This is a genomic window from Janthinobacterium kumbetense (assembly GCF_023703445.1).
Lineage (GTDB): Bacteria > Pseudomonadota > Gammaproteobacteria > Burkholderiales > Burkholderiaceae_D > Janthinobacterium > Janthinobacterium kumbetense.
This window is the reverse complement of the sequence record NZ_JAMQGR010000007.1, coordinates 139,820-165,544: the sequence shown is the minus strand read 5'-3', so window position 1 is coordinate 165,544 and position 25,725 is coordinate 139,820. Positions and strand designations below refer to the sequence as shown.

General features: G+C 58.9%; 35 protein-coding genes and 1 tRNA gene. 6 read left to right on the top strand and 30 right to left on the bottom strand.

The window, feature by feature from the left end; translation table 11 throughout:
- The first annotated feature begins 57 nt into the window (after positions 1 to 57).
- A tRNA-Ser gene (locus tag NCG91_RS19595) sits at positions 58 to 147 on the top strand.
- Positions 148 to 341: 194 nt separating this feature from the next.
- Positions 342 to 1,523, top strand: a complete 1,182-nt coding sequence (locus NCG91_RS19590) for a tyrosine-type recombinase/integrase (RefSeq protein WP_251350879.1) — start codon at positions 342 to 344, stop codon at positions 1,521 to 1,523.
- A gap of 143 nt (positions 1,524 to 1,666) precedes the next feature.
- Here NCG91_RS19590 and NCG91_RS19585 read toward each other — a convergent pair whose 3' ends face one another.
- On the bottom strand, positions 1,667 to 1,834 hold the full coding sequence (locus tag NCG91_RS19585) for a hypothetical protein (protein ID WP_251350878.1): 168 nt from the start codon (positions 1,832 to 1,834) through the stop codon (positions 1,667 to 1,669).
- Positions 1,835 to 1,962: 128 nt separating this feature from the next.
- Between NCG91_RS19585 and NCG91_RS19580 the strand changes: the two genes are divergently transcribed.
- Positions 1,963 to 2,292, top strand: a complete 330-nt coding sequence (locus tag NCG91_RS19580; RefSeq protein ID WP_251350877.1) for a hypothetical protein — start codon at positions 1,963 to 1,965, stop codon at positions 2,290 to 2,292.
- An 11-nt stretch (positions 2,293 to 2,303) separates the two neighbouring features.
- Here NCG91_RS19580 and NCG91_RS19575 read toward each other — a convergent pair whose 3' ends face one another.
- From NCG91_RS19575 to NCG91_RS19530, 10 genes are all read right to left on the bottom strand, one after another.
- The gene (locus NCG91_RS19575) at positions 2,304 to 2,507 is read right to left on the bottom strand and encodes a hypothetical protein (protein ID WP_251350876.1); all 204 of its coding nucleotides are present in this window, start codon (positions 2,505 to 2,507) and stop codon (positions 2,304 to 2,306) included.
- 89 nt (positions 2,508 to 2,596) lie between these two features.
- The gene (locus tag NCG91_RS19570; protein WP_251350875.1) at positions 2,597 to 2,836 is read right to left on the bottom strand and encodes a hypothetical protein; all 240 of its coding nucleotides are present in this window, start codon (positions 2,834 to 2,836) and stop codon (positions 2,597 to 2,599) included.
- Positions 2,830 to 2,982, bottom strand: a complete 153-nt coding sequence (locus NCG91_RS19565; protein WP_175445091.1) for a hypothetical protein — start codon at positions 2,980 to 2,982, stop codon at positions 2,830 to 2,832. Before NCG91_RS19565 ends, NCG91_RS19570 begins: the two co-directional genes overlap by 7 nt.
- Positions 2,979 to 4,817 (bottom strand): replication endonuclease, encoded by a 1,839-nt coding sequence (locus tag NCG91_RS19560; RefSeq protein WP_251350874.1) that lies wholly within the window; start codon positions 4,815 to 4,817, stop codon positions 2,979 to 2,981. Before NCG91_RS19560 ends, NCG91_RS19565 begins: the two co-directional genes overlap by 4 nt.
- A complete protein-coding gene (locus NCG91_RS19555) occupies positions 4,807 to 5,160 on the bottom strand; it encodes a hypothetical protein (protein WP_035820917.1) in 354 nt (117 codons plus the stop codon). Before NCG91_RS19555 ends, NCG91_RS19560 begins: the two co-directional genes overlap by 11 nt.
- Before the next feature lie 101 nt (positions 5,161 to 5,261).
- Positions 5,262 to 5,642 (bottom strand): hypothetical protein, encoded by a 381-nt coding sequence (locus NCG91_RS19550; RefSeq protein WP_251350873.1) that lies wholly within the window; start codon positions 5,640 to 5,642, stop codon positions 5,262 to 5,264.
- A 120-nt stretch (positions 5,643 to 5,762) separates the two neighbouring features.
- Positions 5,763 to 6,026, bottom strand: a complete 264-nt coding sequence (locus NCG91_RS19545) for an Ogr/Delta-like zinc finger protein (protein ID WP_070300963.1) — start codon at positions 6,024 to 6,026, stop codon at positions 5,763 to 5,765.
- Entirely contained in the window at positions 6,023 to 6,211 is a 189-nt protein-coding gene (locus NCG91_RS19540) for a hypothetical protein (RefSeq protein WP_046682347.1), read from the bottom strand. The genes NCG91_RS19545 and NCG91_RS19540 overlap by 4 nt, the downstream gene beginning before the upstream one ends.
- Positions 6,212 to 6,248: 37 nt before the next feature.
- On the bottom strand, positions 6,249 to 6,452 hold the full coding sequence (locus NCG91_RS19535; RefSeq protein ID WP_035820909.1) for a hypothetical protein: 204 nt from the start codon (positions 6,450 to 6,452) through the stop codon (positions 6,249 to 6,251).
- Positions 6,453 to 6,462: 10 nt separating this feature from the next.
- Positions 6,463 to 6,666, bottom strand: coding sequence for a hypothetical protein (locus NCG91_RS19530; protein ID WP_251350872.1), 204 nt, complete (start codon positions 6,664 to 6,666; stop codon positions 6,463 to 6,465).
- A gap of 80 nt (positions 6,667 to 6,746) precedes the next feature.
- Between NCG91_RS19530 and NCG91_RS19525 the strand changes: the two genes are divergently transcribed.
- The 3 genes from NCG91_RS19525 (at position 6,747) to NCG91_RS19515 (ending at position 10,195) form a co-directional block, all read left to right on the top strand.
- Positions 6,747 to 7,193 (top strand): helix-turn-helix domain-containing protein, encoded by a 447-nt coding sequence (locus NCG91_RS19525; RefSeq protein ID WP_251350871.1) that lies wholly within the window; start codon positions 6,747 to 6,749, stop codon positions 7,191 to 7,193.
- 389 nt (positions 7,194 to 7,582) lie between these two features.
- Entirely contained in the window at positions 7,583 to 9,028 is a 1,446-nt protein-coding gene (locus tag NCG91_RS19520) for a toll/interleukin-1 receptor domain-containing protein (RefSeq protein WP_251350870.1), read from the top strand.
- Between the two features lie 105 nt (positions 9,029 to 9,133).
- Positions 9,134 to 10,195 carry a hypothetical protein gene (locus NCG91_RS19515; RefSeq protein ID WP_251350869.1) on the top strand — a complete coding sequence of 354 codons (1,062 nt, stop codon included), beginning with the start codon at positions 9,134 to 9,136 and terminating at the stop codon, positions 10,193 to 10,195.
- A gap of 83 nt (positions 10,196 to 10,278) precedes the next feature.
- Here NCG91_RS19515 and NCG91_RS19510 read toward each other — a convergent pair whose 3' ends face one another.
- From NCG91_RS19510 to NCG91_RS19420, 19 genes are all read right to left on the bottom strand, one after another.
- Positions 10,279 to 11,511, bottom strand: a complete 1,233-nt coding sequence (locus NCG91_RS19510) for a phage late control D family protein (RefSeq protein WP_251350868.1) — start codon at positions 11,509 to 11,511, stop codon at positions 10,279 to 10,281.
- Positions 11,508 to 12,098 (bottom strand): phage tail protein, encoded by a 591-nt coding sequence (locus NCG91_RS19505; RefSeq protein ID WP_251350956.1) that lies wholly within the window; start codon positions 12,096 to 12,098, stop codon positions 11,508 to 11,510. Before NCG91_RS19505 ends, NCG91_RS19510 begins: the two co-directional genes overlap by 4 nt.
- A gap of 32 nt (positions 12,099 to 12,130) precedes the next feature.
- A complete protein-coding gene (locus NCG91_RS19500) occupies positions 12,131 to 15,001 on the bottom strand; it encodes a phage tail protein (RefSeq protein WP_251350867.1) in 2,871 nt (956 codons plus the stop codon).
- Positions 15,002 to 15,115: a GpE family phage tail protein gene (locus NCG91_RS19495; RefSeq protein WP_251350866.1), complete on the bottom strand. Its 114-nt coding sequence runs from the start codon at positions 15,113 to 15,115 to the stop codon at positions 15,002 to 15,004.
- Between the two features lie 8 nt (positions 15,116 to 15,123).
- Positions 15,124 to 15,432, bottom strand: a complete 309-nt coding sequence (locus NCG91_RS19490; RefSeq protein ID WP_251350865.1) for a phage tail assembly protein — start codon at positions 15,430 to 15,432, stop codon at positions 15,124 to 15,126.
- Positions 15,433 to 15,471: 39 nt separating this feature from the next.
- A complete protein-coding gene (locus tag NCG91_RS19485) occupies positions 15,472 to 15,981 on the bottom strand; it encodes a phage major tail tube protein (RefSeq protein WP_046682355.1) in 510 nt (169 codons plus the stop codon).
- 67 nt (positions 15,982 to 16,048) lie between these two features.
- Entirely contained in the window at positions 16,049 to 17,224 is a 1,176-nt protein-coding gene (locus NCG91_RS19480) for a phage tail sheath protein (protein WP_251350864.1), read from the bottom strand.
- 30 nt (positions 17,225 to 17,254) lie between these two features.
- Entirely contained in the window at positions 17,255 to 17,764 is a 510-nt protein-coding gene (locus NCG91_RS19475; RefSeq protein ID WP_251350863.1) for a hypothetical protein, read from the bottom strand.
- Between the two features lie 2 nt (positions 17,765 to 17,766).
- Complete coding sequence (locus NCG91_RS19470) at positions 17,767 to 19,503, bottom strand: phage tail protein (protein ID WP_251350862.1); 1,737 nt, start codon at positions 19,501 to 19,503, stop codon at positions 17,767 to 17,769.
- Positions 19,500 to 20,120, bottom strand: coding sequence for a phage tail protein I (locus tag NCG91_RS19465; protein ID WP_251350861.1), 621 nt, complete (start codon positions 20,118 to 20,120; stop codon positions 19,500 to 19,502). Before NCG91_RS19465 ends, NCG91_RS19470 begins: the two co-directional genes overlap by 4 nt.
- The gene (locus NCG91_RS19460) at positions 20,113 to 21,024 is read right to left on the bottom strand and encodes a baseplate assembly protein (protein WP_251350860.1); all 912 of its coding nucleotides are present in this window, start codon (positions 21,022 to 21,024) and stop codon (positions 20,113 to 20,115) included. The genes NCG91_RS19465 and NCG91_RS19460 overlap by 8 nt, the downstream gene beginning before the upstream one ends.
- Positions 21,021 to 21,365 carry a GPW/gp25 family protein gene (locus NCG91_RS19455; RefSeq protein ID WP_251350859.1) on the bottom strand — a complete coding sequence of 115 codons (345 nt, stop codon included), beginning with the start codon at positions 21,363 to 21,365 and terminating at the stop codon, positions 21,021 to 21,023. Before NCG91_RS19455 ends, NCG91_RS19460 begins: the two co-directional genes overlap by 4 nt.
- Positions 21,362 to 22,033 (bottom strand): phage baseplate assembly protein V, encoded by a 672-nt coding sequence (locus tag NCG91_RS19450; RefSeq protein WP_251350858.1) that lies wholly within the window; start codon positions 22,031 to 22,033, stop codon positions 21,362 to 21,364. The genes NCG91_RS19455 and NCG91_RS19450 overlap by 4 nt, the downstream gene beginning before the upstream one ends.
- 100 nt (positions 22,034 to 22,133) lie before the next feature.
- The gene (locus NCG91_RS19445) at positions 22,134 to 23,084 is read right to left on the bottom strand and encodes a DUF6602 domain-containing protein (RefSeq protein WP_251350857.1); all 951 of its coding nucleotides are present in this window, start codon (positions 23,082 to 23,084) and stop codon (positions 22,134 to 22,136) included.
- Positions 23,085 to 23,287: 203 nt separating this feature from the next.
- On the bottom strand, positions 23,288 to 23,764 hold the full coding sequence (locus tag NCG91_RS19440; protein WP_251350856.1) for a phage virion morphogenesis protein: 477 nt from the start codon (positions 23,762 to 23,764) through the stop codon (positions 23,288 to 23,290).
- The gene (locus NCG91_RS19435; RefSeq protein ID WP_251350855.1) at positions 23,761 to 24,249 is read right to left on the bottom strand and encodes a phage tail protein; all 489 of its coding nucleotides are present in this window, start codon (positions 24,247 to 24,249) and stop codon (positions 23,761 to 23,763) included. The genes NCG91_RS19440 and NCG91_RS19435 overlap by 4 nt, the downstream gene beginning before the upstream one ends.
- On the bottom strand, positions 24,233 to 24,745 hold the full coding sequence (locus tag NCG91_RS19430; RefSeq protein ID WP_251350854.1) for a lysis system i-spanin subunit Rz: 513 nt from the start codon (positions 24,743 to 24,745) through the stop codon (positions 24,233 to 24,235). Before NCG91_RS19430 ends, NCG91_RS19435 begins: the two co-directional genes overlap by 17 nt.
- A complete protein-coding gene (locus NCG91_RS19425; RefSeq protein ID WP_251350853.1) occupies positions 24,742 to 25,302 on the bottom strand; it encodes a glycoside hydrolase family 108 protein in 561 nt (186 codons plus the stop codon). Before NCG91_RS19425 ends, NCG91_RS19430 begins: the two co-directional genes overlap by 4 nt.
- Positions 25,302 to 25,673 (bottom strand): hypothetical protein, encoded by a 372-nt coding sequence (locus tag NCG91_RS19420; protein WP_251350852.1) that lies wholly within the window; start codon positions 25,671 to 25,673, stop codon positions 25,302 to 25,304. The genes NCG91_RS19425 and NCG91_RS19420 overlap by 1 nt, the downstream gene beginning before the upstream one ends.
- Positions 25,674 to 25,725: the final 52 nt, after the last annotated feature.

The following is a 25,725-nucleotide window of genomic DNA, read 5'->3' as shown; positions in this document are numbered from 1 at the left end:
CCCACCGACTACTCGCCATTGGTAAGCCACGGACCTTTATGTATAATGCTGCCATCTGGAAGCGTGGCCGAGTGGTTGAAGGCACCAGTCTTGAAAACTGGCGACGGGTTAAACTGTTCGTGAGTTCGAATCTCACCGCTTCCGCCAAGTACATAAAAAATTCGTGAGTATACTCAACCTATATTCCACCGAATTTCATTGAAAATCAACGACTTAGCTTGATTTTAATCCCTCCGAGTCACAGATTCGGAACCATCAAAAAACCATCCCACAGAATCACGCGTAGGCTGAAATGTAGGTATCATGCGGTTTTTCTCAAACCCGTACCTACAGGATTCCGCATGTCCATCAATACGCTTACCGATGCAGACTGCCGCCGCGCCACGCCGAATGACGGCAAGCTGCGCAAGCTCTTCGATGGCCACGGCCTGATGCTGGCCGTCCTGCCGAGCGGAAACAAGGTCTGGCGCATGGCCTATCGTAACGACGAGGGGAAGCAGCAAACTGCCGTCATCGGCCCGTATCCCCTGATCGGCCTCAAGGAAGCACGCGAGCGCCGTGACGTTTTGCGGTTGAAACTGATCGACGGCGACGACCTCAAGCCCAAGCGCAAGACAAGCAGCCCATCCATTACCCTTGATGCCGCCATCGATACCTACTGGGCCGGGCGCACGGACATCAGCGTCGGCTACAAGGCAAATGCACTGCGCGCGCTGGCCATGTACGTCTCGCCGACGCTGGGCGCGAAAACCGTGCGTGAAATTACCAAGGAAGACTTGATGGCCGCGCTGCGCCCGATGGATGCCGCCGGCCTGTCCGTGTACGTCCGGCGCGTGCGCATGTGGGTGGGCCAGGTGCTCGACTGGTCCATCCAGCACGGCCACTGCGAAGAGAACCCCGCATCGAACATCAATTCGAAGGTCGCTTTTTCCCGCAAGCCGCGCGAAGGCTTCGCCGCCCTGGCATTGGCCGAGGTGCATCCGTTCATGGAGCGCCTGGCCCTGGAAGATGAAATTCAGTCTGTACTCGCCTGCAAGCTGCTGGCGTTGACGTGGACGCGCACGGACGAGCTGCGGCGCATGACCTGGGCGGAAGTGGAGGGTGATGTCTGGCGGATACCGGGCAAGCGCATGAAGAAGGGCCGCGAGCACCTAGTGCCGCTGTCTTCCCAGGCGCTGGATCTGCTGGCTGAAATGAAGCTGCGTTCGCGGGGCAGCAACTACGTTTTTCCGAACGACCGGGGCGGTAGCCGCCCCATGAGTGAAAACGCGATTCTTTACCTCATTCACCGTATCGGCTTCAAGGGCAAGATGACGGGCCACGGCTGGCGCAAGGTCGGTTCCACCTGGGCCAACGAGCACGAGTACAACTCGGACCATGTCGAGGTGCAGCTCGCGCACAAGGACGGCGGCGTGCGCGGGGTCTACAACTCCGCGGAGTACCTGAAGCAGCGCCGCGTGATGCTTCAGGCCTTCGCCGACTGGTTGTTAAAGCAGCCTGATCCCAGCGGCTTGGAGCGTTGAGAGGCGCCATCCCAGCGTGCGCTGGGTGATGGCAACGTCCGCCGGCGGCAGCTTGTTCTCCTTCACCCATCTGCGCAGCGTCTCCGAAGTGACGCCCAGCATTTTGTATAAGTCCTGACGGTAAATAATTCGGTCTGCGTTCATTACTTGATTCCTTTCGTGGTGGGGTTTTTCTTGCGCTGGGCTGGTTCTGTATGGCCGCCTTTGTTTTGCACCGCCAAGGCGAATGCTTCGGCCTCGGTGTGGTGCGGCACTTCGACGCCAGGCTTGCGGTAGTCGCGCAGCCGGCAGAATTCTTTGTATTGGTCCATTTTTAATAGTCCTTCTTGGCTGTGCAAATGCAGTTGGGTAGACGACCGCGCCGTCTTTGCATCCCATGTAGTTCATGTGGCAATCCTGCTAAACTAGCAACCCCTCTAACCGCAATAGAATTAGCCATATGAAAACAATCGTGAATAGCACCTATCCTGCTCCTGAATTTGACACCAAGATCGCGGACTGGCTGGCTACCTACGAAACCAGCGAGCACGATTTTCCCGATGCCCCTCGTCGCGTTGGCATCCTGCTTCGTCGCGACGACGTTAGTACCGTGTACAGGGCTATAGATGGTGCAGGTGTCAGCGAAATTGGCAAGGCATATGATTTTCTTGAGTCCATCGGACTGCGTGACCTGGCGATCTACGATCATCCGAGATTCAACTGCATCTATGGCCTGCCCGAACATCGTCCGCAGGCTGGCGAAAAGCTTTCCGTCATCCTTTGGGACTAGTTGTACCGGCTTCATGCCGTAAATTCCTTCTGGGCCAGCAGCAGATTATTCAGCTGCTGGACCTCGTAATTGCGACCTGCAGCGTTGTCGTCGCCCAACGGCATGTATTTCAGGCGCTCTTTCGATTGCGCAATGGCGACGCGCAATGCCATGTCGATACCGACGTAGGCGCACGTGGAAAGTTTGATGGTTTTGCAATAACTTGCGTTTGACATGGTGCTTCCTCAGGCTAGGGGCATGGTCTTGAAGATGGAATTGGCGCGCACGAACAAGGCCGCCACTGCAGGTAATGAGCGTTCCGCCGTCATGGTGGGCACCCGACAGGCGCGACAGCCTTCTTGATCGCCTCGATGGCGGCCAGCGGCACCGCGCGGAACATGCCGGGCCACTGATGGTCCAGCTCGACCCAGGCATGCAGCTCCCCATTGCCCACGTCGCGGCGCAGGTCGTTGACGGTGCCGGCTTGGTAGCCTTCGTCGGTATCGAAGGTCACTCGGTCGCCCAGGGCGATTTGCCGCGGTGAATCGGTCAGGGTGGTCAGCATTGCGGTGCTCCTTTCAGTTTGGCGGTAACGCCGCACACGCCGTAGCGGTCGATGGCGGCGTCGATCACGTCGCCGCTGGATGCGGCAACCTCAAAAAATTCAAAGCGTTCGGTTTGCGTGCGAACGATCACGGCAAAGGTGCTCATGTGCCATCCCCTTCAAGGTGCGGAGAGTCAGGGACGATCAGCCTGGGATACGGGCAGGCGTTGACGGCCGCCCAGGCGGCAATGACCGCTGTTTTTGCCTCGTCGGACAGATTGGGTACGGGCGCCGCCGGCGGCGTGGCCGGGGCAGGGCGGTCGGGGTGCGTACAGTTATTTACACGAGTCCGAGGAACGGCAACCCCAACAGCCACCCCGCGCGCGCCTGTGGCCTGTACCGGCGTCCACGTGTGGCGCACGGACTTGAAGACCACGCCAATCAAATCGCTGCAGCGCACGCCGTAGGGCGTGATGCGTTGCGTTTCGCCGTAGCGGCCGATGACGGTCTTTTCGTCCTTGGCCAAGGTGACGACCAATTCCTTGCGCGGCACCAGGGCGCCGCCTTGGGCGCGCAGGTATTCGGCCCAGCAGGCACGCTTTTCGCCGTCGATCTTTTGCACGGCGTCCCAGGCGCGGCGCATGGCGGCCGGGGCTTCGTTGAGCATGCTTTCCTCGATGCGGCGCAGTTCGCGCCAGACGGTGACGGGGGCACCGCCCCATTGCTGAAATTGACGGATGCCCCAGCAAGCGGCCCAGGACTCGACGCGCGCTGATGGCGTCAGCTCGACATCGCCTTCGGTGTCGGCCGTGACGACATAACCTTCTTTCGTCTTGTGCTCGGCCACGCCGTCGATGTTCTTGGCCACGTACTTGGCGATGTAGCCGGCGGCGCTGCCCTTGGCCCAGTCGATGCGTTTCACGTCCAGGCGGCGCGCGAAGGCGCCCGGTTCGCCACGGTCCACGCGCCAGGCGTAGCGCTTCATGATGCGGATGGCGCGACCCGCCACGTCCTGCAGGTGGGCCGTCTTGTATTTCGCGGTCGGGCGCACGAACAGCAGCAGATGCCAGTGCGGGCAGCCATCGTGGTGCGGCTCGGCGATGCGAAAGCCATACAGGCCGATGCCACGGCGCGCCAGCGCGGAACGGCACAGCGACGTCATCTTGCCCAGGTAGGCGTTTGCCTCGCGCGGCGTCGAGCCATCGAACTTGTCGTTTGGCTTGCCGCTGTGCTGCATGGCGTGGAAGCGCGATGGGCACGTCCAGGTGATGAAAATGCCCTGGTCGCCGCACTCGCGGGCGATCTGTTCAAAGCCGTTGATGCGCAACATCAGCTCGCCGCGCCTGATGGCTTTATTCGCGGTCGTTTTCTCGGCCAGCTCGGCGATGCTGAATTGCTGGCCGTTCTCGTTCTGCACCAGCGTGGCGGCCAGCGCTGCGGCGTTGCGGCGGTTTTGCGCCAGGCGCGACAGCACGGCGTCGTTGCTGGCGTAGGGTTCGCCGCGATAGTTCACATAGCCCAGGCGGATATTGCCCGCTTCGAAGGCGCGCTTGACGCGCTTGCGCAACTGGCGGCGCCACCAGCGGGCGTCCACCAGGCGGGCGATGATGTCGGCTTGATCGTCGAATTCCGGCAGTTCGATGCCATACGAGGCACATTCGTCTTCCATGATCTGCAAGGCGTGCGTGTCGGACACGGCCATCCATAGCATTTTGGTGACGCCGGCCGCTGCGCGTTCAGCGGTGGCCACAATGTCGGCATCGCTTTGCGACAGGTCGACGCCGGCTGGCACGTACTGCTCGGCGAACTCGCGTACAAAGCCGGTGGCGATGGACTCGTAAATTTTGTACCACGACGACCAGGCCATTTTGGCCAGGGCGGCTGTGATGACGCGGTTGCGCCACTTGTAGGGAATGCTGGCCAGCTCTGGCGCGAATTGCGCGGAACGCAAGAAGGCTTCGTGGCGTTGCGGGGCAGGCAGCAGGATTTGTTTAGATTGCATTCAACAGTCTTTCGTACACACGGATAGCGGCGGAGGTAGCGGCGCGCAGCTCGATGCGCTCTTCCTCGGTAAATGAATGGATGGGCGATTCCCAGCGGTCGGCGTCCAGGCCGGCAGCGATCAGCACGGAGCGGCGTGCGCCGCGCGGCGACAATCCCCAGGCCTGGGCCATGAAGGGCGCCAGGTTGCGCGGCTTGATGCTGCGCAGCTGGGCCTTGGCTTCGGCGATGGCGGCCAGCGCATGCCCGGCGCCTGGTGGCGTCGGCATGTCCTTGTCGCGCGCGGCCAGAATCTCGGCGGCAGGCTGGAAGGACAGGTGATTGTCGATAAGGGACGCCGGCATGGTTCAGTCCTTGATGGCGCCAATGGCCCGCAGCACGTCAGGGGTAATGACGATCAGGAACGAGAGCAGCCAGATGCCGCAGGTTTTGGCCAGGCGCAGCATCAGCGTGCCCCTACCTTGGTCATACCTTCGCCCCAGTAGGAAAGCGCAGTTGTTCCTTCTTCGCTGGCAAACAAGTAACGCATTTCTAAGGGAAGGTTGCCGACCAATGCGCGTTGGTTTTCCGAGGTGAAAAAACCTCCAAGCTGCAGCGCTTGCGCGTCGCTAATGATGAAAGTGAGATTGGCAGCGCCGTAGGCGTGATAGGTCTTGGCAATCTCGCGGATATATGCGGACAGCTCGGCGACGCTGGCGCCAGCGTCTGCATGCAGCAGAAAGCAGGTGGGCGCCATCGGCACGACGCATTTTTGCAGGGCCGGGCGGGGCGTGGTTGGCGCCGGGGAATTATCGGCCTGACTGGCGGCGTGCAGCGTGTTTTCCATCGGTTTTCCTTATTTCAGGTTGAACGAATCCCGCACGCTCAAAAAGGAGCGCTGCAGGGCACAGCAAAAGAGGGGAGTTACGGCGGCCGGGCTACGGCGGCGCGAGGATCGGGATAGTCATCAGCAGCCCGCAGTCAGGTCCAGGGCCAGCTGGCTGGTAGCTGCCGTGCGTGCATGCTGGGACATCGGGATGCGGATATCTGGCTTGGGCATGGCGGACAGCGAGAGGGTGCGCAGCACTTCCAGGCCGGCCACGAAGGAGTGCCCGCATTCGGGGTTCTGGCACATGTAGGTGATTTCCTTGAACATGGCGGACATCGTGCGGCTTTTGACGGCGCGGACGGTGTATTCGCAATGCGGGCAGGGCAGGCCGATGACTCTCATTTCAGCTTTCTTTCCACTTGGTACAGGGCGCGACCGCGACCTGTCATGTTTTTCGACTGTATGCGTAAGCGCGACTTGACGAGCCATTCCGCCGCCTGATCGATACTTGCCAGCCCCTGACGTTGGCGCACGAGTTCCAGCACCGCGCGCTCTTCGTCATTGAGGTTAATTTGATGGTCTGGCATTTTCTGTAACTTTAGAGTTGCTCAAAAGTGACTCGGTTTAGACGCTGCGACGCTGTACGCTGTCGATGGTGGCGTCATCCAAGGCGATCACGGCCAGGGCTTCACGCATCACGATCTGGCGCACCAGTACTGCAAGCTCTTCGCCCTGGTAGTTGGCGATCGAGGAAACGAGCTGGTGCTCATAGTCATCGAGGCGCAGCATGACGCGGTGGCTGCGGATACGTTTTGCATCGGGGTACATGACGTTGTCCTTAGTGGGTGGATTTGGATGCAAGTTCGCGCTTGTAGTCGGCAAGGCCGCGCAGGATTAGGAAGCGGAGAAACCAGGCACGGGAGCGTTCGAGTTTCATTGCGTAGCCCTCGACCTCGTCCACCTCATTAGGTGTCAGGCGCACGCCGAGTGGCCGAGAAGTGACGCCCTTGGCAGTACGTCCGACTTTTGACAAATTATTCATAATGTTATGATCTGTAATCGCTACGGAATGGCGTAAATATATCACTCATTTGAGTGATTTGGAAAGGTATTTGTACTCAAATGAAGTATTTTTTTGATCGTCTCAAGGAAGAACGGAAGCGCCTCGGCCTCAATCAGGACGAGTTTGCTGCCCTTGGTGGGGTAAAAAAGGGAGCCCAGTTCAACTATGAAAACGGCTCTCGTACGCCAGATTCTGACTATTTGGCGGCCGTTGCTGCGGCTGGGGTGGACGTGTTGTATTTGCTGACAGGAGAACATGCGCTTTCTGCGTTGCCTGCGGACGAGCATGAACTGTTGACTGGTTATCGCAAGCTGGATATTCGTGCGAAAGCGAGGGTCCTCGGTGTAGTTGAGGGAAGTATTGAGCCTACAGTCGTTCCTGCATCCAGATCAGTGGAACGCAATACGCAAATGGTTTTCCACGGCAAAGTTGGCCAGCAGATTCATGGTGATATTACGGCACCCCAAACGATCAACGTTGGTCGCAAAAAAAAATCACCGACGTAAATCGTGGCGTAATGGACGACTCCCGTTGCTAAAGGTCGCAACTACATGGAAAGTTGTCGCTCTAGCTCCTTTATTTTTTGTTTGCTGCTGGCCGCAAAATAGATGTGAATTGATGTCCTCCATGACTAGCTGGTTTGATAGAAATACATGCTATTACGACGGCAAGGCTTATACAGTAGGGATCGTCATCGAAACGCCGCAAGGTGTGAAATGTGAATGTGCCGCTACCGCATCAGGTACTTTGCCAACTTGGATTCGAGGTAATTGGAGTTAGTTACGTCGCATACTTGATTTATTCTGTCGTATATTTGAAGTTCGAGGGCCATCGCCGAGTTCTTTTTTAACAATAAATATGTCGACCAGTACAATCTTTCATTGAGGGAGGTAGCATGGATTCAAAACCCCAAGTATTCATTTCCTATAGTTGGTCTAGCCCAGAACATGAGCAGTGGGTGGTGGGTTTGGCCAACGATCTAGGAGACTCAGGGGTTTATGTTCATTTAGATAAGTTTGATCTTCGAGAAGGGCATGAGTCAATCGCATTTATGGAGCGTATGGTTAATGATCCGAACATTAAGAAGGTATTGCTGATTTGCGATAAAGCATATGCTGAAAAGACGAACACTCGGAGTGGTGGCGTCGGCACCGAGGCGCAAATTATTTCGCCCAAGATCTATGCCGCGACAGATCAGAACAAATTTGTCGCTGTGCTTAAGGAGCGAGACAGTGATGGAAAACCATATTTACCTACTTACTACGCTTCACGTATATATATAGATCTAAGCGGCCAGGAAGACTTCGCGGAAAATTTTGAGCGACTGGTTCGTTGGATCAATGATAAGCCACTATATCAGCGGAAACCTATTGGCGAGCGCCCAGCATATCTCGACGAGGATCCCGAAATTTCGCTTGGGACAACGCCGATTTTTCGTCGCGCAATCGAAGCCATTAAAGGTAATAAGCTGTCGGCTGGAGGCGCTTTGACTGAGTATTTTCAGATAGTCGCCACAAATTTCGAGCGCCTTCGGATCGTCAGGGATCCAACTAAAGAATGGGATGAACAGTTTATTGATAGCCTTCTTCCTACGATTTCTCTTAGAAATGAGCTGAATCAAATTTTTGAAGTTATCGCTGTTTATGATACGACTGGGGAATTTGGCGCTAAGATACATCGTTTCTTTGAGTCGTTGATTCCCTACTTCTACACTCCTGCTCGCATTGGATCCTATTATGATACTGATGTCGATAATTTTAAATTCCTTGGGTATGAATTTTTCCTTCATGCGTTAGCGATATTCATCGCACATGAACGATTTGATCTATGCATTCGTCTTCTAAACGACGGTTATTACTTCGAACGTAATCGAGAGTTCGGATTAGATCGGATGGTTGATTTCACCATTTTTAACCACGAGATTAAAACGCTCGTCAATCGCGATAACCGTATGCAAACACGCTACCTCTCTCCTGTCGGGGTATTCATGAAGGAGCGATTGGCAGGGACGGGGCTAAGCGAAGTGAAGTTGGCACAAGCAGATTTTGTTGCGTATCTTCGCGGTGAAGTGTTCTCTGTCGAAAACGATTCGTATGTCAGTTGGTGGCCTACAATGCTTGCATCCGCGACTAGTAGCCATGGGGCGTTCGAAATATTTTCCCGTGCCCAATCCAAAGCGTACTTTGACCGCATTAAGGGCATGTTTGCTGTAAAAAAGTTGGACGACTTGACACCTTTATTGGAGGCGCATAAGAATACTCAGCGCGCACCTCGCTTTGGCTACCGAACGGTTAGTATCTCTTCGCTCATTGGCGTAGATAAGCTCGCTACCCGCGATTGATAAGTGGTTCCTTTTTAAATTCTTCGGTTAAGAATATTCGCCAAAAAGTCGTTTTTGAATTTTTATTGCATGTCACGCTGTATATTTAAATATGAAAAGAAGAATATGAAAAATGATGCTATAAAAAATGATTTTGAGAATTTGGTTGAGAATGGCATCGATTTTTTAGAAAAGGCCATAGCGCAATTGGAAGATGAGCCGAAGCATTCGGTTATAAATTTCTATACGGGTGTTGAGATTTTTTTAAAAGCCCCTCTTGTCCTTGATCATTGGTCTCTTGTTGTTGCAGGCGGAGAGCGCGATAGGGAAAAGTATGAAAGCGGAGACTTCGTTTCTGTCTCATTTGAAGATTCTTGCAAGTTGTTATCTAAATCGCTAAAGAATAAGAATGGATTGACGAAAGAAGCAAAGGAGGCATTTAATAAGGTCAGGATACATAGAAATAGAATGGTTCATTTTTTCCATAAGGCTAGTACGAAAAAAGAAAAAGAAGCCATTCGGTTGGAACAAGCAGTTGCATGGTTTGAGTTGAATAAATTCATTACCAAGGATTTTTCTGAAGAGTTTAAGCCATTTCTTTCAAGGTTCCGAAAGATGGAGCAGCATTTATTGCTGACGCAGCATTATGCAGTTGCAAAATTCTCTAGCCCTGATATAAAAAATTTGATTGATGGCAAAACAAAAGGCGGATGTGCCTTTCTTAATTGCCCTAAATGCCATCAGAAATCGTTTGAAGAGATTTTCGATAAGAGCGTGCCAGAGTTTAAACGATATTATTGCCACGTTTGCCTTGAGAGGGATGAGTTTTTTGAAGTACAGTGTCCTAAATGCAATGATCCTGATCAAGTTTTAAAAGTAGACACTACATTTGAATGTTCTAAGTGTGATCACGAGATTTCAACTGAGGATTTTTATAGCCTGCTAGACCAATCGCAGACGAATTACAATAATTATTATGACGCAAATACTCCTGCCAATTGTGATGAGTGCCAAGGGTATCAAACTATTTGTGAGTACAAGGGAAAGTTTTTTTGTGTGAATTGTTTTACTTTATTTAGTAGTCTAAGTCAGTGTGAATGTTGTGGCGAACGTTGCACCCGAAATTGGGAGAGTAGTTATGTGACTGGATGTGAACATTGCGATGGAAGAATGCCTCGTGATGATTAGATTGCAAGAAGTATGATAGATGAAATTTCCCGATAGAAAAATAATTAGGTTATAACAAGTTTCTTAATGGACTATTGAACCTTTTAAAAATTATCTATATTTTCACGGATGATGTCCCGCACTTCTTCAATATGCTTCCAGGCATGTAGGGCCGCCCGCTTCGCGGCCTGCTTGCTCTTGTAAACGTGCTCAAGCGTCTTGAACTGGCCCGTGGCCCCGGCCTGTTCCATCCCCGTTTTTTTCTTCTTCGCCGCCACGTCCTTCCACTTGGCTACCACGCCCGTGATGCCTTCGTCCGGGTCTTTCTCTTCTTCGCGCTCGGCTTCGACCGCTTCCGTTTTCGTTTCAAATTCCACGCGCGTGGTTAAGCCGCTGCCGCTCAGGCTGTGCGTGACTTTGACCGATAGCCATTCGGTGGCGTCGATCTCGGGCTTGAAGCCTGTCACGGTCACGGGCGATTGGGGGAACACGGCCGGGTTGCCCAGGGCCAGGCTCATTTCAAAGGTGGCCAGGCCGCGCAGGATGCGCTGCCATTCGGCTATGGCCGCCGCGCGCGCGTCGGTTTCGTTGGCAAAGGTGGTGCGCAGGCGTTTGCTGTTGCCCGGTACGCCGGCCACGACGCTGCGGCGGCGCGCGTAGCGCTCGTCGTGCCAGAAGGCGCGCACGCCCGTGTAGGCGTCGCTTTCGGCGCTGTGGTAGCGGTGGCCGTCGCCCAGGGCGCGCGTGATGGGGATGACGGGCAGCGCCTTGCCGCTGGCCGTGCGGCTCTGGTTGATGGGGATGAAGAGCAAGGTGTCATTCTTGACGGTGGCCACCGCGTCGTATTTCCTGCCCAGCCGGCGCAGGAAGGCGGCATCGCTTTCGTGGGTCTGGTCGATGTGCTCGATGGCCGTGTCGCGCAGGCGCGCCGACACGCCCGACGCCAGCTCGTTGCGAAAGGCAATCGCCTCGATGATGGCGCCCAGGGTGGTCTTGTGAAAGCTGTGTTCCCGCTGCTGTTTAAACGTGTCGATCAGGTTGGCCGACCTGGCGCGCAGGGTGATGGTGTCGGGCGCGCCGCTGTGCTCCACCTCGTCCACGGTGAACTTGCCCATGTCCACCAGGCCGGACGCTTGCCAGCCCAGCGCCAGGGCGATCTGCGCGCCGCGCGGCGGCAGGGCCAGCTTGCCGTCGCTGTCGTCCAGTGCAATGTCGAGCTGGTCGCTCTCGTCGCCACGGCACAGGGTCAACGTCAGATTGATCAGCCGCGGTGACACGATGGCGGTCAAATCCTTGTCCTCGATGCTGACCTTGAAGGCGGGGATATGCTCGCTCATTTGAACTTGTCCGCCGCGCTGCCGATGGCACCGCTGATGCTGCCGCCGATCTTGTCTTTCATTTCGCTGACCACGCCGCCGTATTTCGAGGTGATGCCGCCCACGACATTGCCGACAACGCTGCCCACGGCATTCTTGGCCGCGCCGGCGATGCTGCTGGTCATGCCGTCGATGCTGAGCATGTTTTTCAGGTCGCCGATGTCGCCCAGGCCCACCATGGCCAGCACGCCGTCGTCGTCGCGCTTGAGCGCAATCGAGAACTCGACGCGGCGCGCGCCGCCCATGCCGTCGAGGATGCTGCGCCCCTCGGTCATGCTGGTGATGCGGTAGGAGCCGAGAATGCGGCCCGTGCCCTGGATCAAAATCCACGATTTACCCGTGTCGGCCATCATGCGCAGAGCATCGAGCGAATACAGGGAGCCGGTCAGTTCCGGCGCCACCCAGCCCGACAGGGTAATCGTGTCGTCCCCTGGCCCCACGTACTGGTGCGCATCGCGCAGGCCCACGCGGGCGGTGCTGGCGTGCTTCCATTCCGTTTGCCGCTGCAGCTCGTGATAGGCCAGGGTGGGAAGGCTGAACACGAACATTCCTAAAATCATCATCATGGTGAAGTTCTTTCTTAATCGTGGTCGCGCAGGGACGAGCGGATGCGCGCCGCTTTTTCGCGGTCGCGCTGTTCCATGGCCGCGTACACGGCGCGGGCGATGGCCTGCGGATCGGAACCGGCTTGCGCCTGGATCGTGATTTCGATCTTGTCGCCCTGGATCGTCATACCGGCGCCAAACGTGCCCTGGGACAGCGGCGCGCGCGTGTCGAAGGCGCTGGCGGGCAGGGCAGTGGCTGTGCCGATGGCAATGCCTGCGCCCAGTTGCGTCAGGCGCTGCGCCAGGCTGGAAACCTTGGCAATGGGCGCGCCCTCGCTACGGTCCAGGCCCACGGCCAGCCCCTGCATGGTGTAGTCGCCGAGCTGGGCAAACACGCGGCTTGGGCTGTGGATGCCCAGCTTTTCCTTGAACCAGGCAATGGTGCTTGAACCGGCATTGCTGATGGCATCCTTGACGGCGCCCATGGAACCCGTGATGCCGTTGACCAGGCCGCGCAGGATGTTGGCGCCGAACTCGGTGAACTGGGCCGGCAGCTTGATGCCGAACCAGCTCAAGACGCCCGCGAACGCCTGATAAAACACGCCGACCGGTGACCAATTGATAATCAGGGCCGTGATGCTGCCCATGCCGCCGGCGCAGACGGTGCGCAGGCGCGACCAGATATCGGCGAAGAAGGCGGCGATAGGCGTCCAGGATGTGGTGATGCGCTGCAGGATGCTGGCGCCGAAGTCGGTGAACTTGGCCGGCAGCGCGATGCCGAACCAGCCCAGCACGCCTGCGAAGGCGCGATAGAACAGGCCCAGCGGCGACCAGTTGACGATCAGGGCGCTGACGCCGCCAATGCCGCCGGCAAACGCTGTTTTGACGTGCGACCATACGCCGGTAAAGAAACCCTTGATCGGCTCCCAGTATTTATAGATCAGGAAGGCGGCGCCGGCGATGGCCGTCACGGCCAGGCCAATCGGGTTGAGCATGAAGGCGCGCCCCAGCCACAGCACGGCCCGGCCCGCCCACATGAAGGCACCGCCCAGGCCGCGCAAGATGGGCGTGAGCACGCCGCCCGTCACGCCCATCTTGGCGAACATGACGTGCAGCATGGCATACGGGCCGATCAGGGCGGCAATGCCCAGCATCAGCGGGCCGAGCACCAGCAGCAGGCCCGCCAGCACGGCAAAGCCGGCGATCATGACCTTGGCCACGGTCGGGTTGCGTTCCATAAAGGCATTCAGGCGTGTAATGGCATTGATGGCCATTTCCAGTCCCTGCGCGTACAGCGGTAGGATTTTTTCGCCCATGGTCAGTTTCAGGTTGGCCAGTCTGGCCGTCGCTTCCAGTTCGGCGCCGCCGGCCTGCTGCTTGCCCAGGTCATAAATCTGCTCGATGTCATACGCGCCTGCGTTCAGCTTGGCGTTCTTGTGCATCTGGATGCGTTGCTTGAACATATCCAGAAACTGATTGCCGGCTGTGCGCGTCGAAAACAGGCTGCCGATGGTGTCCTCAATTTTCTTGGGATCCGTGATGCCTTTCTTTTCCAGTTGTGGCAACAGCACTTGCTCCAGCCACTCAAATTGGCTGCGCCGGAAAATGTCACTGCCAAGCAGGGCGCCAGGGCCAAGCGTAGAGACTTGACCGACTTTATCGTGCTTCACTTTACTGTGGTCACCGATCAGTCCCAGGTTTTCCAGATTGGTCACGGCGCGCTTGGTGGTGCGCCCCTGATACAGGTTCGAATAGCCGGACATCAGGGCCGTGCCGGCACGGTGGCCGCCGACTTCCTGCACCAGCGGTTCCATCTGGTAATAGAACTGCTTGTCGTCCATGATCTTGGCGGCGATACCGCCCGTTTTGATGAAGTTCAGCCATTCGGTCGGTCCCACGCGCCCGCCCGTGGCCGTGATGACCTTTTGCATCATGTTGGCCTGGTCGTGGAATTTCTCCGAACTGGCCGTGCCGCCGCGTTGCTCGATGACTTTGAGCAAGTCCATGAAGATGCGCTCGTTCTCTTCGCCCGACTCGGCGCCGAAGAATGCCTTGTTGGCAAACTTCATCTTGGCCAGGGTGGGCGCGACCATTTCCGCGTGGTGCAGGTCGCCAAAGATCGACATTGCGTCGCGCACCAGTTCCAGGTTCTCGTTCTGGCTGGTGCCGTAGGTCTTCATGTTCTTGGCGAACTGGATCGCCTGCTGGCTGGTTTCCGGCCCCAGGCCCAGCGCATTCACGCGGGCTTTTTCCAGCTGATAATGCTTCGCCTCGTGCAGCCCCTTGGCGATAGGCATGGCCATGACCGCGCCGGCCGCTGTTGCGCCCGCGCCGGCCATGGCAATACTGCCCGCCTTGCTGCGCAGCTTGTCCGCATGCTGGGTGGCGTTGGTGACGCGCTGCTGCTTGGCGGCCGCGTTGGCCAGCTTCTGCTGCTGCAGCGTCATGGTTTTAATTGTCGCCTCGATCTCGCGGCGCAAGGTGCGTTCATGGTTGGCCAGGTCTTTGGTGCCGATGCCGGCGCCCGCCAGGCGCTCGCGCATGACCTGCAGTTGCTGGGCCTGCTGCTGGCCTGCTGTCTTCAAGGCGCCGGCCGCTTTGACTGCGGCGTTGAACTCGCGCGTCATGGCGCGCGTGGGCGCCTCCGCCTGTTTCATCTTGACGGCCAGGCTGGCGACCTTCTGCTGGGCCGCCTCCAGCTTGGTGCGGGTGGCGTCCAGGCCGCCGTGCAGCTCGCGAAACTTGCCGATGTTTTTCTGCTGGGCGTTCAGCTCGCGCAAACGGTCGCTGGTGGCCTTCAACGCCTTGGCCGTATCGCTGGAGCCGCCCATGATCTTTTTCAGCGGGCCGGTGATCTTGTCCAGCGCCGCGAATACCACCTGTAACTTCAGATCCCGACCAGCCATCTATTCCGCTCCGCTTCTCTGCCTGGCGCGCTCGCGCCAGGCCATCAGTTCATCTATCGTAAAGCCGTCCATCACCGCCGGCGTCCAATGGAAGACGCCGGCAATGTCGGCCATGGCGTCTTCTACTTCGCCGGGGATACCGAAAGGCGATCTGCTTTGCTCGCCAAAAAACCGGCGACCTCGGCGCCCACGGCCAGCAGGTCGGCCGGGTCCATGTTGGCGATGTCGTGCGCGGTTAAGGTCGGCTCGGTGATGCGCGGCAGCACGATCTGCAGGGCCGACACGTTCAGGTTGGCCAGCTCGATCAGGGAAATGCCGCGCAGGGCGCCCGCCTTGGGCTTGCGCACGGTCAGCGAGGTGATGAAGGTGTCGCCGCGTTTGATCGGCTCGTCCAGTTCGATGACGGCGCTGTTTTGGGTATCGTTGTTCATGGTGTTGTCCTTGTGGTGTGGTTGTAAGTAAAAGGGGGATTACAGGCCGATGGCCTTGCGGATGGCCGCGTTCGTGTCGCCGCCGCCGAAGTTCTCGGTGCCGCTCATGAAGTCCAGTTCGATGACGGTGGCGCCGTCAATCATCAGCTTGTAATAGCTGCAGGCCATCGTGTATTTGTGCGTGGTGTCGTCGCCCATCTTGGCGCCGCCCATGTCGATTTCCTTGTAACGGCCGCGCACGACGACCTCGACGGCGGCGACCGTGCCATCGTCGTCTTCCTGGTAGGCGCCGGCAAAGCGCAGTTGCACGGCGCCGTGCGTGTGCGCGCCGTACTGTTTCAGGGCTTCGGCGATCAGGCCGCCGCCGCTCCATTCCAGCGACAGCGCCTCATTGCCGAAGTCCACGGACACGGGGCCGCTCATGCCGCCGGCGCGGTACTCTTCCATTTTGCGGCTGAGCTTGGGCAAGGTGACTTCGGGCACCATGCCCATGAAGGACACGCCGTTCTGGAACAGGTTGAAGTTTTTCAGTTTGCGGGGCAGGCCCATGATTTCTCCAGTATTTCAATGCGCCCGCGCTGGCGCGGGCAGGGTGGGGATGGTGACGCCTGTACGACTATGCGGCGATGCGCGAGGCGAAGTCGGCCAGGTAGCGGTCGGTAATGCGCTGCTGGAATTTCAAGTTTTCCAGCGGCGGCACGGGCGTGTAGTCGTAGTCGATGGCCAGCTTGCCGTCTTTCAGCCCGGCCTTGTCGTTGTATTGCTCGTCATACCAGGCGTGGCCATCGATGATGTAGCCCTGCAATTTCAGGTCGCGGAACTTGGCATTGATGCTTTCCAGCAGGTCGCGCACCAGGGAGGGATGCAAAGGCACATCGACATAGGCGAAGTGCGCCTCGGCGATGGTGTCGGCCAGCACCTGGGCCGTGCGCGTGTAGCTTTCGAAATAGAAGAAGCCGCCGGGCGCCTCGCAGGTGCGCGAACCCCAGAAGCGGTAACCGCCCATGTTGATCAGGGTCGTCACTTCCTTGGCGTTGAGCATGCCGGCATCGGTGGCCGGGTCTTGCAAGTCGAAAAACACGTCCTTGCTGATGCCGGTCGGGCCGTTGACGACCACGTTGGACAGCGTCTTGTGCCAGCCCGTCTCCTCGTCGATCTTGGCGCGCAGGCCCATGGCGTAGGCAACGGCGGACATACTGGCCTCGGCATCGATGGCGGTATCCCAGTTCACAAAATCCGGCCAGATGAGCATCAGCTCGCGCTGGCCGAACTGGCCGCGGTAAGTGATGGCTTCCGTGGCGGTGGCGCAGCCGTAGGCCGACGCATAGGCAAAGGCGCGCAGCCGCTGCGCCACGCTGGCCAGGGCATTGGTGACTGCCTGGGTGTCCAGCCCCGGCGCGCCCAGGATGCGCGGTTTCACTCCCAGCTTGCTTTGCGCGGCCAGCAAGGCCTGGGCGCCCAGGTACTGGCCGTCCGGCGACACGCCGCCCACGGCGTTGGTGGTGGTCTCGGCTTCCGTCTCGCCTTCGGCCACGCGCACCACGACCGTCAAGGGTTTGGTCTGCGCGGCGATGGCCGCCAGGCTGCGGTACAAGGTGCCCGTCTTGCCGGCCTTGCCCATGGCGGCCAGCACGTTGGTGACGAGCACGGGTTTATTCAGCGGGAAGGCGGCCGCGTCGGCATCGTCGGCCGTGGCGATCAGGCCCAGCACGGCCGTGGACACGGTGCGGATCGGGCGCGAACCCTCGTTGATTTCAATGACGCGCACGCCATGGTGGTAGTCGGTGGCCATAGGGCTCTCCTGGTGAGTGGTGAAAAGGCGTTACTGGGTGGATGCCATGCCGGCGCTATCATCGAATGCGCGCCGCGCCTCGCCGGACAGGGTGGCGGCGATGCGTGCGTATTCGGCGCTGACGGCCACTTGCAGCGCCTCGATGTCCTGCGCGGCGGCAACCGTCGGGCAGATGGTGATGTCGAGCAGCCAGGCGCGCGCCGCCGCGATGGCTTGCACGGTGCCGGCGTCGCCATCGGCCATGGCGGCAAAGCCGATGCCGGCCAGGCGGTTGAGGATGGCGTCGCGCACCTGGCGCACGGATGCCAGATAGGGCGCGGCGAGCGTGGCAAAGGAAGGGGCGGGCGGCGCGGTGATTTTCCAGCCACCCGTTGCCAGGCGCTTGATGCCCCCGCCGGCGCTAATGGCCGCGCGCAGCTTGTCCTCGTCATTGCTGCTGACGTCGATGGCGTCGGCCGGCCAGGTGCCTGCGGCTTCATAGTCCGCACGCATATCAACGGCGTAGAACGCGCGCGTGGTGATCGAAAATACTTTATCCATGATTAACTCCCCAAGGCGAACCAGTTGGCCAGCACGCCGGCAGGCGCCGGGCCGCCGGCGGCGTTCCAAAAATGAATGCGGAAACTGCCAGGCGTGATCTGTGTGACCGTGGCATAGCCCGCGCCCGAATTGATTTCCAAGGGCACGACAAAGTGCGCCGCCGTGGGAAAGGCAATCGAAAACGCGACGATGGCGGTGCCCGAGGCATCGGAAAACACTTGCCCCCATTGTTCGATCTTGCCGCTGGGCAGCTTCTGATAGCCCTGGGTGACCAGCGCCGCGCCAAAGCGGGCCGAGTAGGCCAGCGACAGGCTGCCGTCGCGCAAATACCAGCCTTCGTTTTTCGAGCACACGAAGGTCGCCGTATCGCCCACGGCCAGGGCCATCGACGTCAGAAAATTGGAGTTGCCATTGACCAGCTTGTCGGTGCCCTGGCGCGCAATGCTGCAGCCCGAGGCGTTGGACGACATGAACGAGATTTCCGCGCCGCTGGGGACGGCGGACGACAGGGGCAGCACGGCCGCCACGTTATTTCCGTTGAACACGAACACGCAGCCGGTGGAATCGGGCGTGAGCGTGGTGCTGGCGGGAATGCCGATGGTCCGGGATTTGTTGCCCAATTGCTTGGCCAGTTGCTGGTCGCTGTAGGCGCGCGCGTTGGCGTCCTGCTGATCGACATACGCGACCTTGGCCAGCAGCGGGTGCGGGTCGGCGGCTGCCTGGTGCTTGGCCAGTTGCTGGTCGCCATAAGTGCGCGCACTGGTGTCCTGCTGATCGACATAGGCGACCTTGGCAAGCAGCGGATGCGGGTCGGCGGCTGCCTGGTGCTTGGCCAGTTGCTGATCGCCATAGGTGCGTGCGCTGGTGTCTTGCTGATCGACATACGCGACCTTCGCCAGGAGCGGATGCGGATCGGCGGCGGCCTGGTGCTTGGCCAGTTGCTGGTCACCATAGGCCCGTGCGCTGGTGTCCTGTTGATCGACATAGGTGACCTTGGCCAGCAGCGGGTGCGGATCGGCGGCCGCCTGGTGCTTGGCCAGTTGCTGATCGCCGTAGGTGCGTGCACTGGCGTCCTGCTGATCGACATAGGCGACCTTCGCCAGCAGCGGGTGCGGGTCAAGAGAGGCTTGGTGCTTGGCCAGTTGCTGATCGCCATAGGCGCGTGCGCTGGTGTCCTGCTGATCCACATAGGCGACCTTGGCCAGCAGCGGGTGCGGGTCAAGAGCGGCCAGGTGCTTGGCCAGTTGCGCGTCACTGTAGGCGCGCACGGTAATGTCCTGGTCATCGACATATTTACGGGTGGCCAGGACGACAGACGGATCGATTTTCAGCTCGATGGCGGCCGTGCTGGCGACGATCAGCACGATGCGTACCACTTGCGTGCGCGCGCTGCCCTCGGCCATCACAGGTTTATAGCTGGGCGGGCAGTTGGCCACCGCGCACAGGTCGCCGGCCTCGTCGTAGATACCGATTTCGCGTATCCACCAGCCGCCCACATTCTCGGGCAGCACCTGTTCGACTATGATCTGGCTGGCATTGGCCGGATCGATGCTCAGCTGATTCAGGCCGGCGCGGCGCACTTCATGCACCAGTGCCTTTTGCGTGCGTGATGGCATGGGCAGATTGCCGTTGCCGTCGCCCACGGCCATGGTTTTCAGTTTCAGGGTTTGACCCAGGGCGATGGCGTTGGCCAGCTTGGCCTCGCCCACTTCGGTCAGGATGGCGAAATATGTGCTCATGGATAGATGGTCAGGGTGTCGATGGTATGGGATGCGCCGGCCTGCAACAGCGTGCCGCGCACTTCGATGGTTTCCGCGATCCAGGGATACACGGTCATGGCGTCGCCGTGGTACGCACAAGCGCCCGCGTAGACGTTGCCACGGCTTTCCAGATAGATGGCCAGGCCCGTCATGTGACGGCTGACGGGCTTGGCGTCGGCAATCAGGCGTTCCATTTCCTGAAACATGGCGTCCGTGATGCCCGAGTCCAGCACGCCCACGTCGAGGCGGAAGGTGCCCGGCACGCCGGGCGGGGTGGTTTGCCACCATTCTGTGATGCGGATCAAATAGCCCAGGGACTCCACCACGCGGCGCACGGCGGCAATGGTGCCCTTGTGCTTGTGGACGAAATAGGACGCCTTGATGGCGCCGCGCTTGATTGACTCGGGCCAGGCGTCGTCCCAGCGGTCCACGGAACAGGCCCATGCCAGAAACGGCAACAAGTTGACGGGGCAGCGGTCGGCGTTCCACAGGTCGCGCAGCGGCACGGGCACGTTGACCAGCTCGGCACAGGCCACGGCAATGGCGCGCTCCAGCGCCGTGGTGTTGGGTGGCAGGGTGGGCACGTGCTTATTCATCGAGCACCACCACATTGAGCTTGATGGCCGTGCAGCGCGCGGCCTGGGTGGCGTTCAGTTCGATATCGGCGGCCGGGCTGGTGAGCACGACCTTGCGCACGCCCTCGACGTGGACGGCTGCGCTGCAGGCGGATCGATAGATGCTGTGGCCCAGCGGGCGGCGCGGCTGCGATACGCGCACGGCGTTGGTGCGCGCGGCATCCAGCAGAATGGGCACTTCCGGCCCGACGCCGATAAACAACGTGGCCTCGATCTGGTAATCGATGACTTGGGCGGCTTGCACCGTCAGGCGGTCGCCCAGGGGGCGCACGTCCTCGGCGTTGAGCGCGCGCGCCACGATGGCCAGCAGCGCGGCGTCGGCGATGCCGGTCTCGTTGTTGGCCAGCACTGTGACGATGACGTGCGCTGGCGCGGGGCTGGTGGCGCTTGCGTCTTTGACGCGGCCGTCGCTGCTGCGCGCGTGGAACTCGTAGGATGCTTTCGGGCCGGCCACGGACAGGCCGTCCGGCGCTTCCTGGATGCGCAGGCGGTAGGCGTCGTTGTCTTCCATGACGGCGGCCACGGGCGGCAGGGTGTTGGGATTGGCCGGCGTGATGGTCAGGCGCGCCACGTTGACGTTGGCGCCCAGCTGGTCCAGGTCGCCATCAAGGGCGAACGCCAGCATGACGGCCTTGCCCGCCTCGTTGACGCGGTTGCGCAGGATGGTTTCCTGATAGCTGTTCTCTTCCAGCAGCTTGGTGGCCGGTTCCGATTCCAGTTCCAGCAGCGCCGTGACGGCGGCGCGCTCCGCTTCCGGCAGCAGGCTGACCAGGTGCGCTTTGCGCTTGGCGAGGATGGCCTCAAAGTCCAGCACTTCCACCACGCTGGGCGCCGGCAACTGGGTCAGGTCGATAGGCGTGCTCATACGACGCCCCCTTGCTTGACGGGCACGGCCAGGGTGATGCCCTGGCCATCGGCCGTGCCATCGAGCAGCAGGGCGATGGCGCCGTCCGTGTCGCGCGTGAGCTGCACGCTGGCGAGCTGCAAACGCGGCTCCCAGCGGCGCAGGGCAAAGGCCGTGGCGGCATAGATGCGCAACTGCGTGGCGCTGTTCAGGGGCTGGTCGATCAGCTCGGGCACTTCGGAACCATAGCGGCGGCGCCGAATGCGCGAACCCATCGGCGTGGTGAGAATGTCGGTGACCGACTGGCGCAGGTGGCCCAGGCCCGTCAGGCTGCGCCCGGTGGCGGCGTGCATGCCCATCATGGCAATGGCCCTTCTGACTGGTCGTCACCTTGCTTGACGCCGCCGTGCGGATGCTTGAGCAAGCTGATGGCGCCGGCCAGCACGTCCTCGCTGGCCTTGATTGTTCCTTGCACGGCCATGGCCACGCCGCCAGCGGCGCCGGCCTTGGCGTTCACGCCGCCGTTTAGGGTGGTGACGCCTTCCACGGTGGTGGATTGCTTGACGACCAGGTTTTTCATGACCGTCAGGTCGCCCGTGCAGATGGTGCTGGGCGCGTTCGACGTCACCTTGTCGGCGGTGATGGTGGCGGTGCCGCCGGGTAAATTGGCTGTCAGAGCGTGGGCCGCGTGGTCGTATTGCACCACGGCGCCGTCAGGGTAGTGCGTGGTGTGGATGGTGGGGCTGGATTCGGGCGCGTCAAACGCCTGCGAGTACAGAGCGGGCAGGATGATGCCGCGTGTCAGGTCGCCGCCCGGGGAAAGGACGATCACTTGTTCGCCGACAGTCGGCGCCGACCAGGTACGCGTGCTGCCGGCGCGGCGGGTGGCCCATTTCAGCCATTCGGTGGTAAGTGTCGGCCCGAGCCGCACGCGCGCCTTCGTCCCGTTGACCTCGGCAATGGTGCCCAGACGGATCAAGTTTTGCAGCAAGCGGGAGAGGTCGGACAGGTCGGCGTTCATGCATTGCATGTTGCCGAAGTCCGCGTACGGATGCACGCTGGGGAAGGTTGTTATCTCGAATAATAGCTAACAAGAAAAATCACCGACTAAGTAATGAACTTAAGCCAAACTATTGTGATGCAATTTTTCCATCGATAAAGTGATAGTTCCCGGGTTTTGATTTCATAGGCCCGCTGCATGAAGGACATTTTTTCTCTGCTATTATTGCTCCATTTATTGTTAAATCCATATTTGGAACTATGGGAGTAAATTCTCCACTTATTCCACATTTTTCACATGTAACAAAAATTGAAAAGTTCTTAGTGTGTTTTTCTCGCGTCGTTGATCTTAGATTTGGAATGATGTAATGACCTAAAGAAGGGCGCCCTCTACTCTCTGATATTCTGCGGTATGTGTTTGTTACTCCGCCAATGAAGGCCAAGATTTCGTCATATCCGCTTTGCTTAGTTGTTCCAATCCATTCGTCCTCTTTTTCATACCAATATTCTTTTCCTGCAATACAGATGGCTCGAATAAAAGGATACTCGTTAGAGTAGATATTCTTATAACGCTGAGCTTCCGTAATTCCTGTTCCTTTTAAGTCAGATCGGAGAGCAAAAATAGCAGAGCGAACTCTTTCTATTTTATGATTAATTTCATTTCCGTCCTTATCTTGTTGTCCTGGTCTATAAAAAAAATTATCATGCAAATTTTTTGCACTTTCATGAGCTAGCCTTAATTCTTTTATGTTTAATGTTGTCTTTACTTCAATTGCATATAGGACGGACTCAATAGGAAAAATTCCTAGTTTTCTATCAAAAAATATTGGAGGGAGAATAGATTTATCATATAAAATAATATCAATCTGATTTGATAATATTCCACTATAGCTATCTGTTATCTGGCCTGTTCCAACACCTATGTCGCTTGGTAGTAGTGGGGAGAAAAGGTCGGCGATGAGTATTTCAAGTATCGATCCTTTTACGCCTTGATGCGATATTTTTGATGTGGCAGCAGCTTTAAGTAAGGCCGATTCGACTCTGGAACGAAATATTTTCTGGTATTGATTTTCGATTGCCATAATGTATTCTCATTTTTGGTGCGTATGATGATACGAAAAGGATATTTTTAATATTTTTATTGCCTGTTAAGTAGCATGATTATCCTTTGTTATTTAATGGTAGCCACCTGATAAATGGACTTCAAACGTCAATTTTTTGTCGCTCAGCGCAGGTATTATAGGACTGTAACTCATCTGATAACTAATGTCAGTTGGAGTTTTCATTAAAACATCTTAGCTTTTTTCATGTGATTTAGGAGTGATTCGCGTATCAACGTCCGATCCAGCTCACTCAAGCCCAGCAGCGGCCGCTCCGGGTACTTGTACAGTGGGCCCTTTTTTGACATGCGGTCTTGCCGGCCAAACTGATGCACATGCGCCACGCGCGCCACCCAGCCAAAGAATCCGACTTCGATCTGGTCACCGTTCGCCTTCACTTTCAAGTGTTTGGCGGTGCGAATCTTGGCAAACATCGCCGCCTTCTGCCACTTGATGCGCCCATTCTTCCCCTTGAGTTCCTTGCGCCGCTTGCGCGCCGGATAGGCCGTCCCGTCCGGTCCCTGCTGCGCCTTGATGCGCTGCGCCTGGCTGCGGCGCAGGTCGATGGCCACCTTGTGATTGATGGCGCGGCGCTGGGCTGGCTGCAGCTTGGCCAGCAGGGCGCCGGCCCAGGCCTCCAAAGCGTGCAGGTCGTCGCTCATGGCGTGGCCTCGGGCGTGCGCCATTCGGCCAGCAGGGTGTCGCCGTCATACAGTTTCCAGAACTCGTCCGCGTAGGCTGGCATGTGCTGTATTTCGGCCAGGTGTTTGATGTCGAGGCGCCCGGCCTCGCCGGTCTTGACGGCCACGCGCTCGGTCAGGTCCAGCTTGATGGAAATGTCGACCGTTTCATGGTTGTTGAAATCCACCTCGAAGGCGATGCCATGCTTGCGCGCTTCCTCGTTGGCCATCAGGTCGCGCTGGTGGACTTTGAGCCAGGCGATCAGGGCCACCATGATGGCGTCGGCGTCGCCCGCGTAATCGGTCACGATGAGGTTGAGCTTGAAGCGGTATTCGAAGGAGAGGGAGCCGGTGGCGGTGGCCACCACGTTGCCCTCGTCGGCGAAGACCAGCAGGCGGTCGGGGTCGCGCTGCAGGTCGGGGATGGCGGCGGCCAGGTGCTGGCGCAGGCTATTCGGTTTGTACATGGTAGGTGTCTCGTACTAGGTTGTAGGCGTCGATGCAGGCGTTCAGTTGCCGGGTGGCGTCGTCGCCGTCGCCGGCAATGGTGTCAAGAGCTGCCGCAGTCGCTGGGTCAAGTTCGGCGCGCGCTTGGTTCCGATGGCCTGCGGCAGTGGCGGTATCTGTAACTGTGGCGCACTGGCTGCTGGCGACGGGGATTGACAGGCGCACAGCACCGCTGCGCACGTCATAGTTAAAACGGTCACGCTCGGTTTTCGCATGGGTTTGCTCCTGGGTGAGGTGGTCGGCGCGCAGCATTAGGGCGGCGCCAGCGGCGCGCTCCAGCGTCAGCACGCGGGTGGTGGCCTGGGCCAGTTCGGTGGCGGCATTGGTTTTGCTGGTCGCGGCCGCCCGTTGCAGTTCGGCGATGCTGGCGTCCTTGCGCCAGCCCTGCGTCGTCCAGCCCGCGATGGCGCCGCACAGCAGGCAGGCGGCCAGCGGGCGCCAAGCGGTCGTGGTCACATGGTCACCCGTTCCTTGATCCAGCCGAACAGAAAACGCCGCTGGGTCTTGTTGGCCTCGGTGATTTCCAGGTAACGCGCCGCCTGCAGACCGTTCAAGGCGCGCAGCAGCACGGTGGCGCCATCCTGGCCGCGCCATTTCAGGAAGGATGCAAGAGCGCCCAGCGACTGTGCGCCCAGGCGGCCGTCGACGAACAGGGCGGGGTAGCGTGTGCCCGTGTCGTTAAAACCGTTCAGCCAGCGCTGCAGGAACTCGGCCGCGCGGTGCGGCCCCATGTTCACGCCCGTGTCGATCATTTCGGCGCCGATGCCGGCATGCAGGGCCAGCACCTGGTCGAACTTCGGTTCCGTGATGTAGCGGGCCGTGTAGATGGCGCGGGCCACGGCCACGGGCAGCTCGCGCATCGGCCCCGTGTAGCCGTTGGCGCGCGCCACGGCCACGGTGATGCCGTAATTGGTTTCGCCGCCCGCATCAAGAGGGTCGTTCACGTAACCGCCTTCAGCGCGCAGGATGGCGTCGATGGTGCGCGCGATCAGCGGGTTTTCAGTGGTGGCCATCAATGCTCCTTCGCGTCTTTGACCAGCTCGGCGATGTCCTTGTCGCTGCGGCGCTGGAACCACAGGGCCACGGCGCGCGATACCCACCAGCCGGGCGCGCCCACGATCAGGTCGATGGCGGACGCGTTGACGATGGCGCCGATGGCGGGGAGCTGGGCGCACAGCAGCTGATACACGGTGCCGCCCAGCAGGCACGAGAACACGCCCGCGCAGGCCAGGCGGGCGACGAATTCGCCCTTGTTGAAGGTGCCGTCGCTATTCAACGGCGGCAGCACGATGTACAGCATGGCCGCGCCGACCATGCCCAGCGCCGCCTTGAAGCCGTACAGTTTGACCAGGGTGGCGAAACCACCAAACGATTCTGCGGACATTGCTTGATTCTCCGGGGTGAAGTTAGATAGATTTTTCATGAGGGTAAAAAGA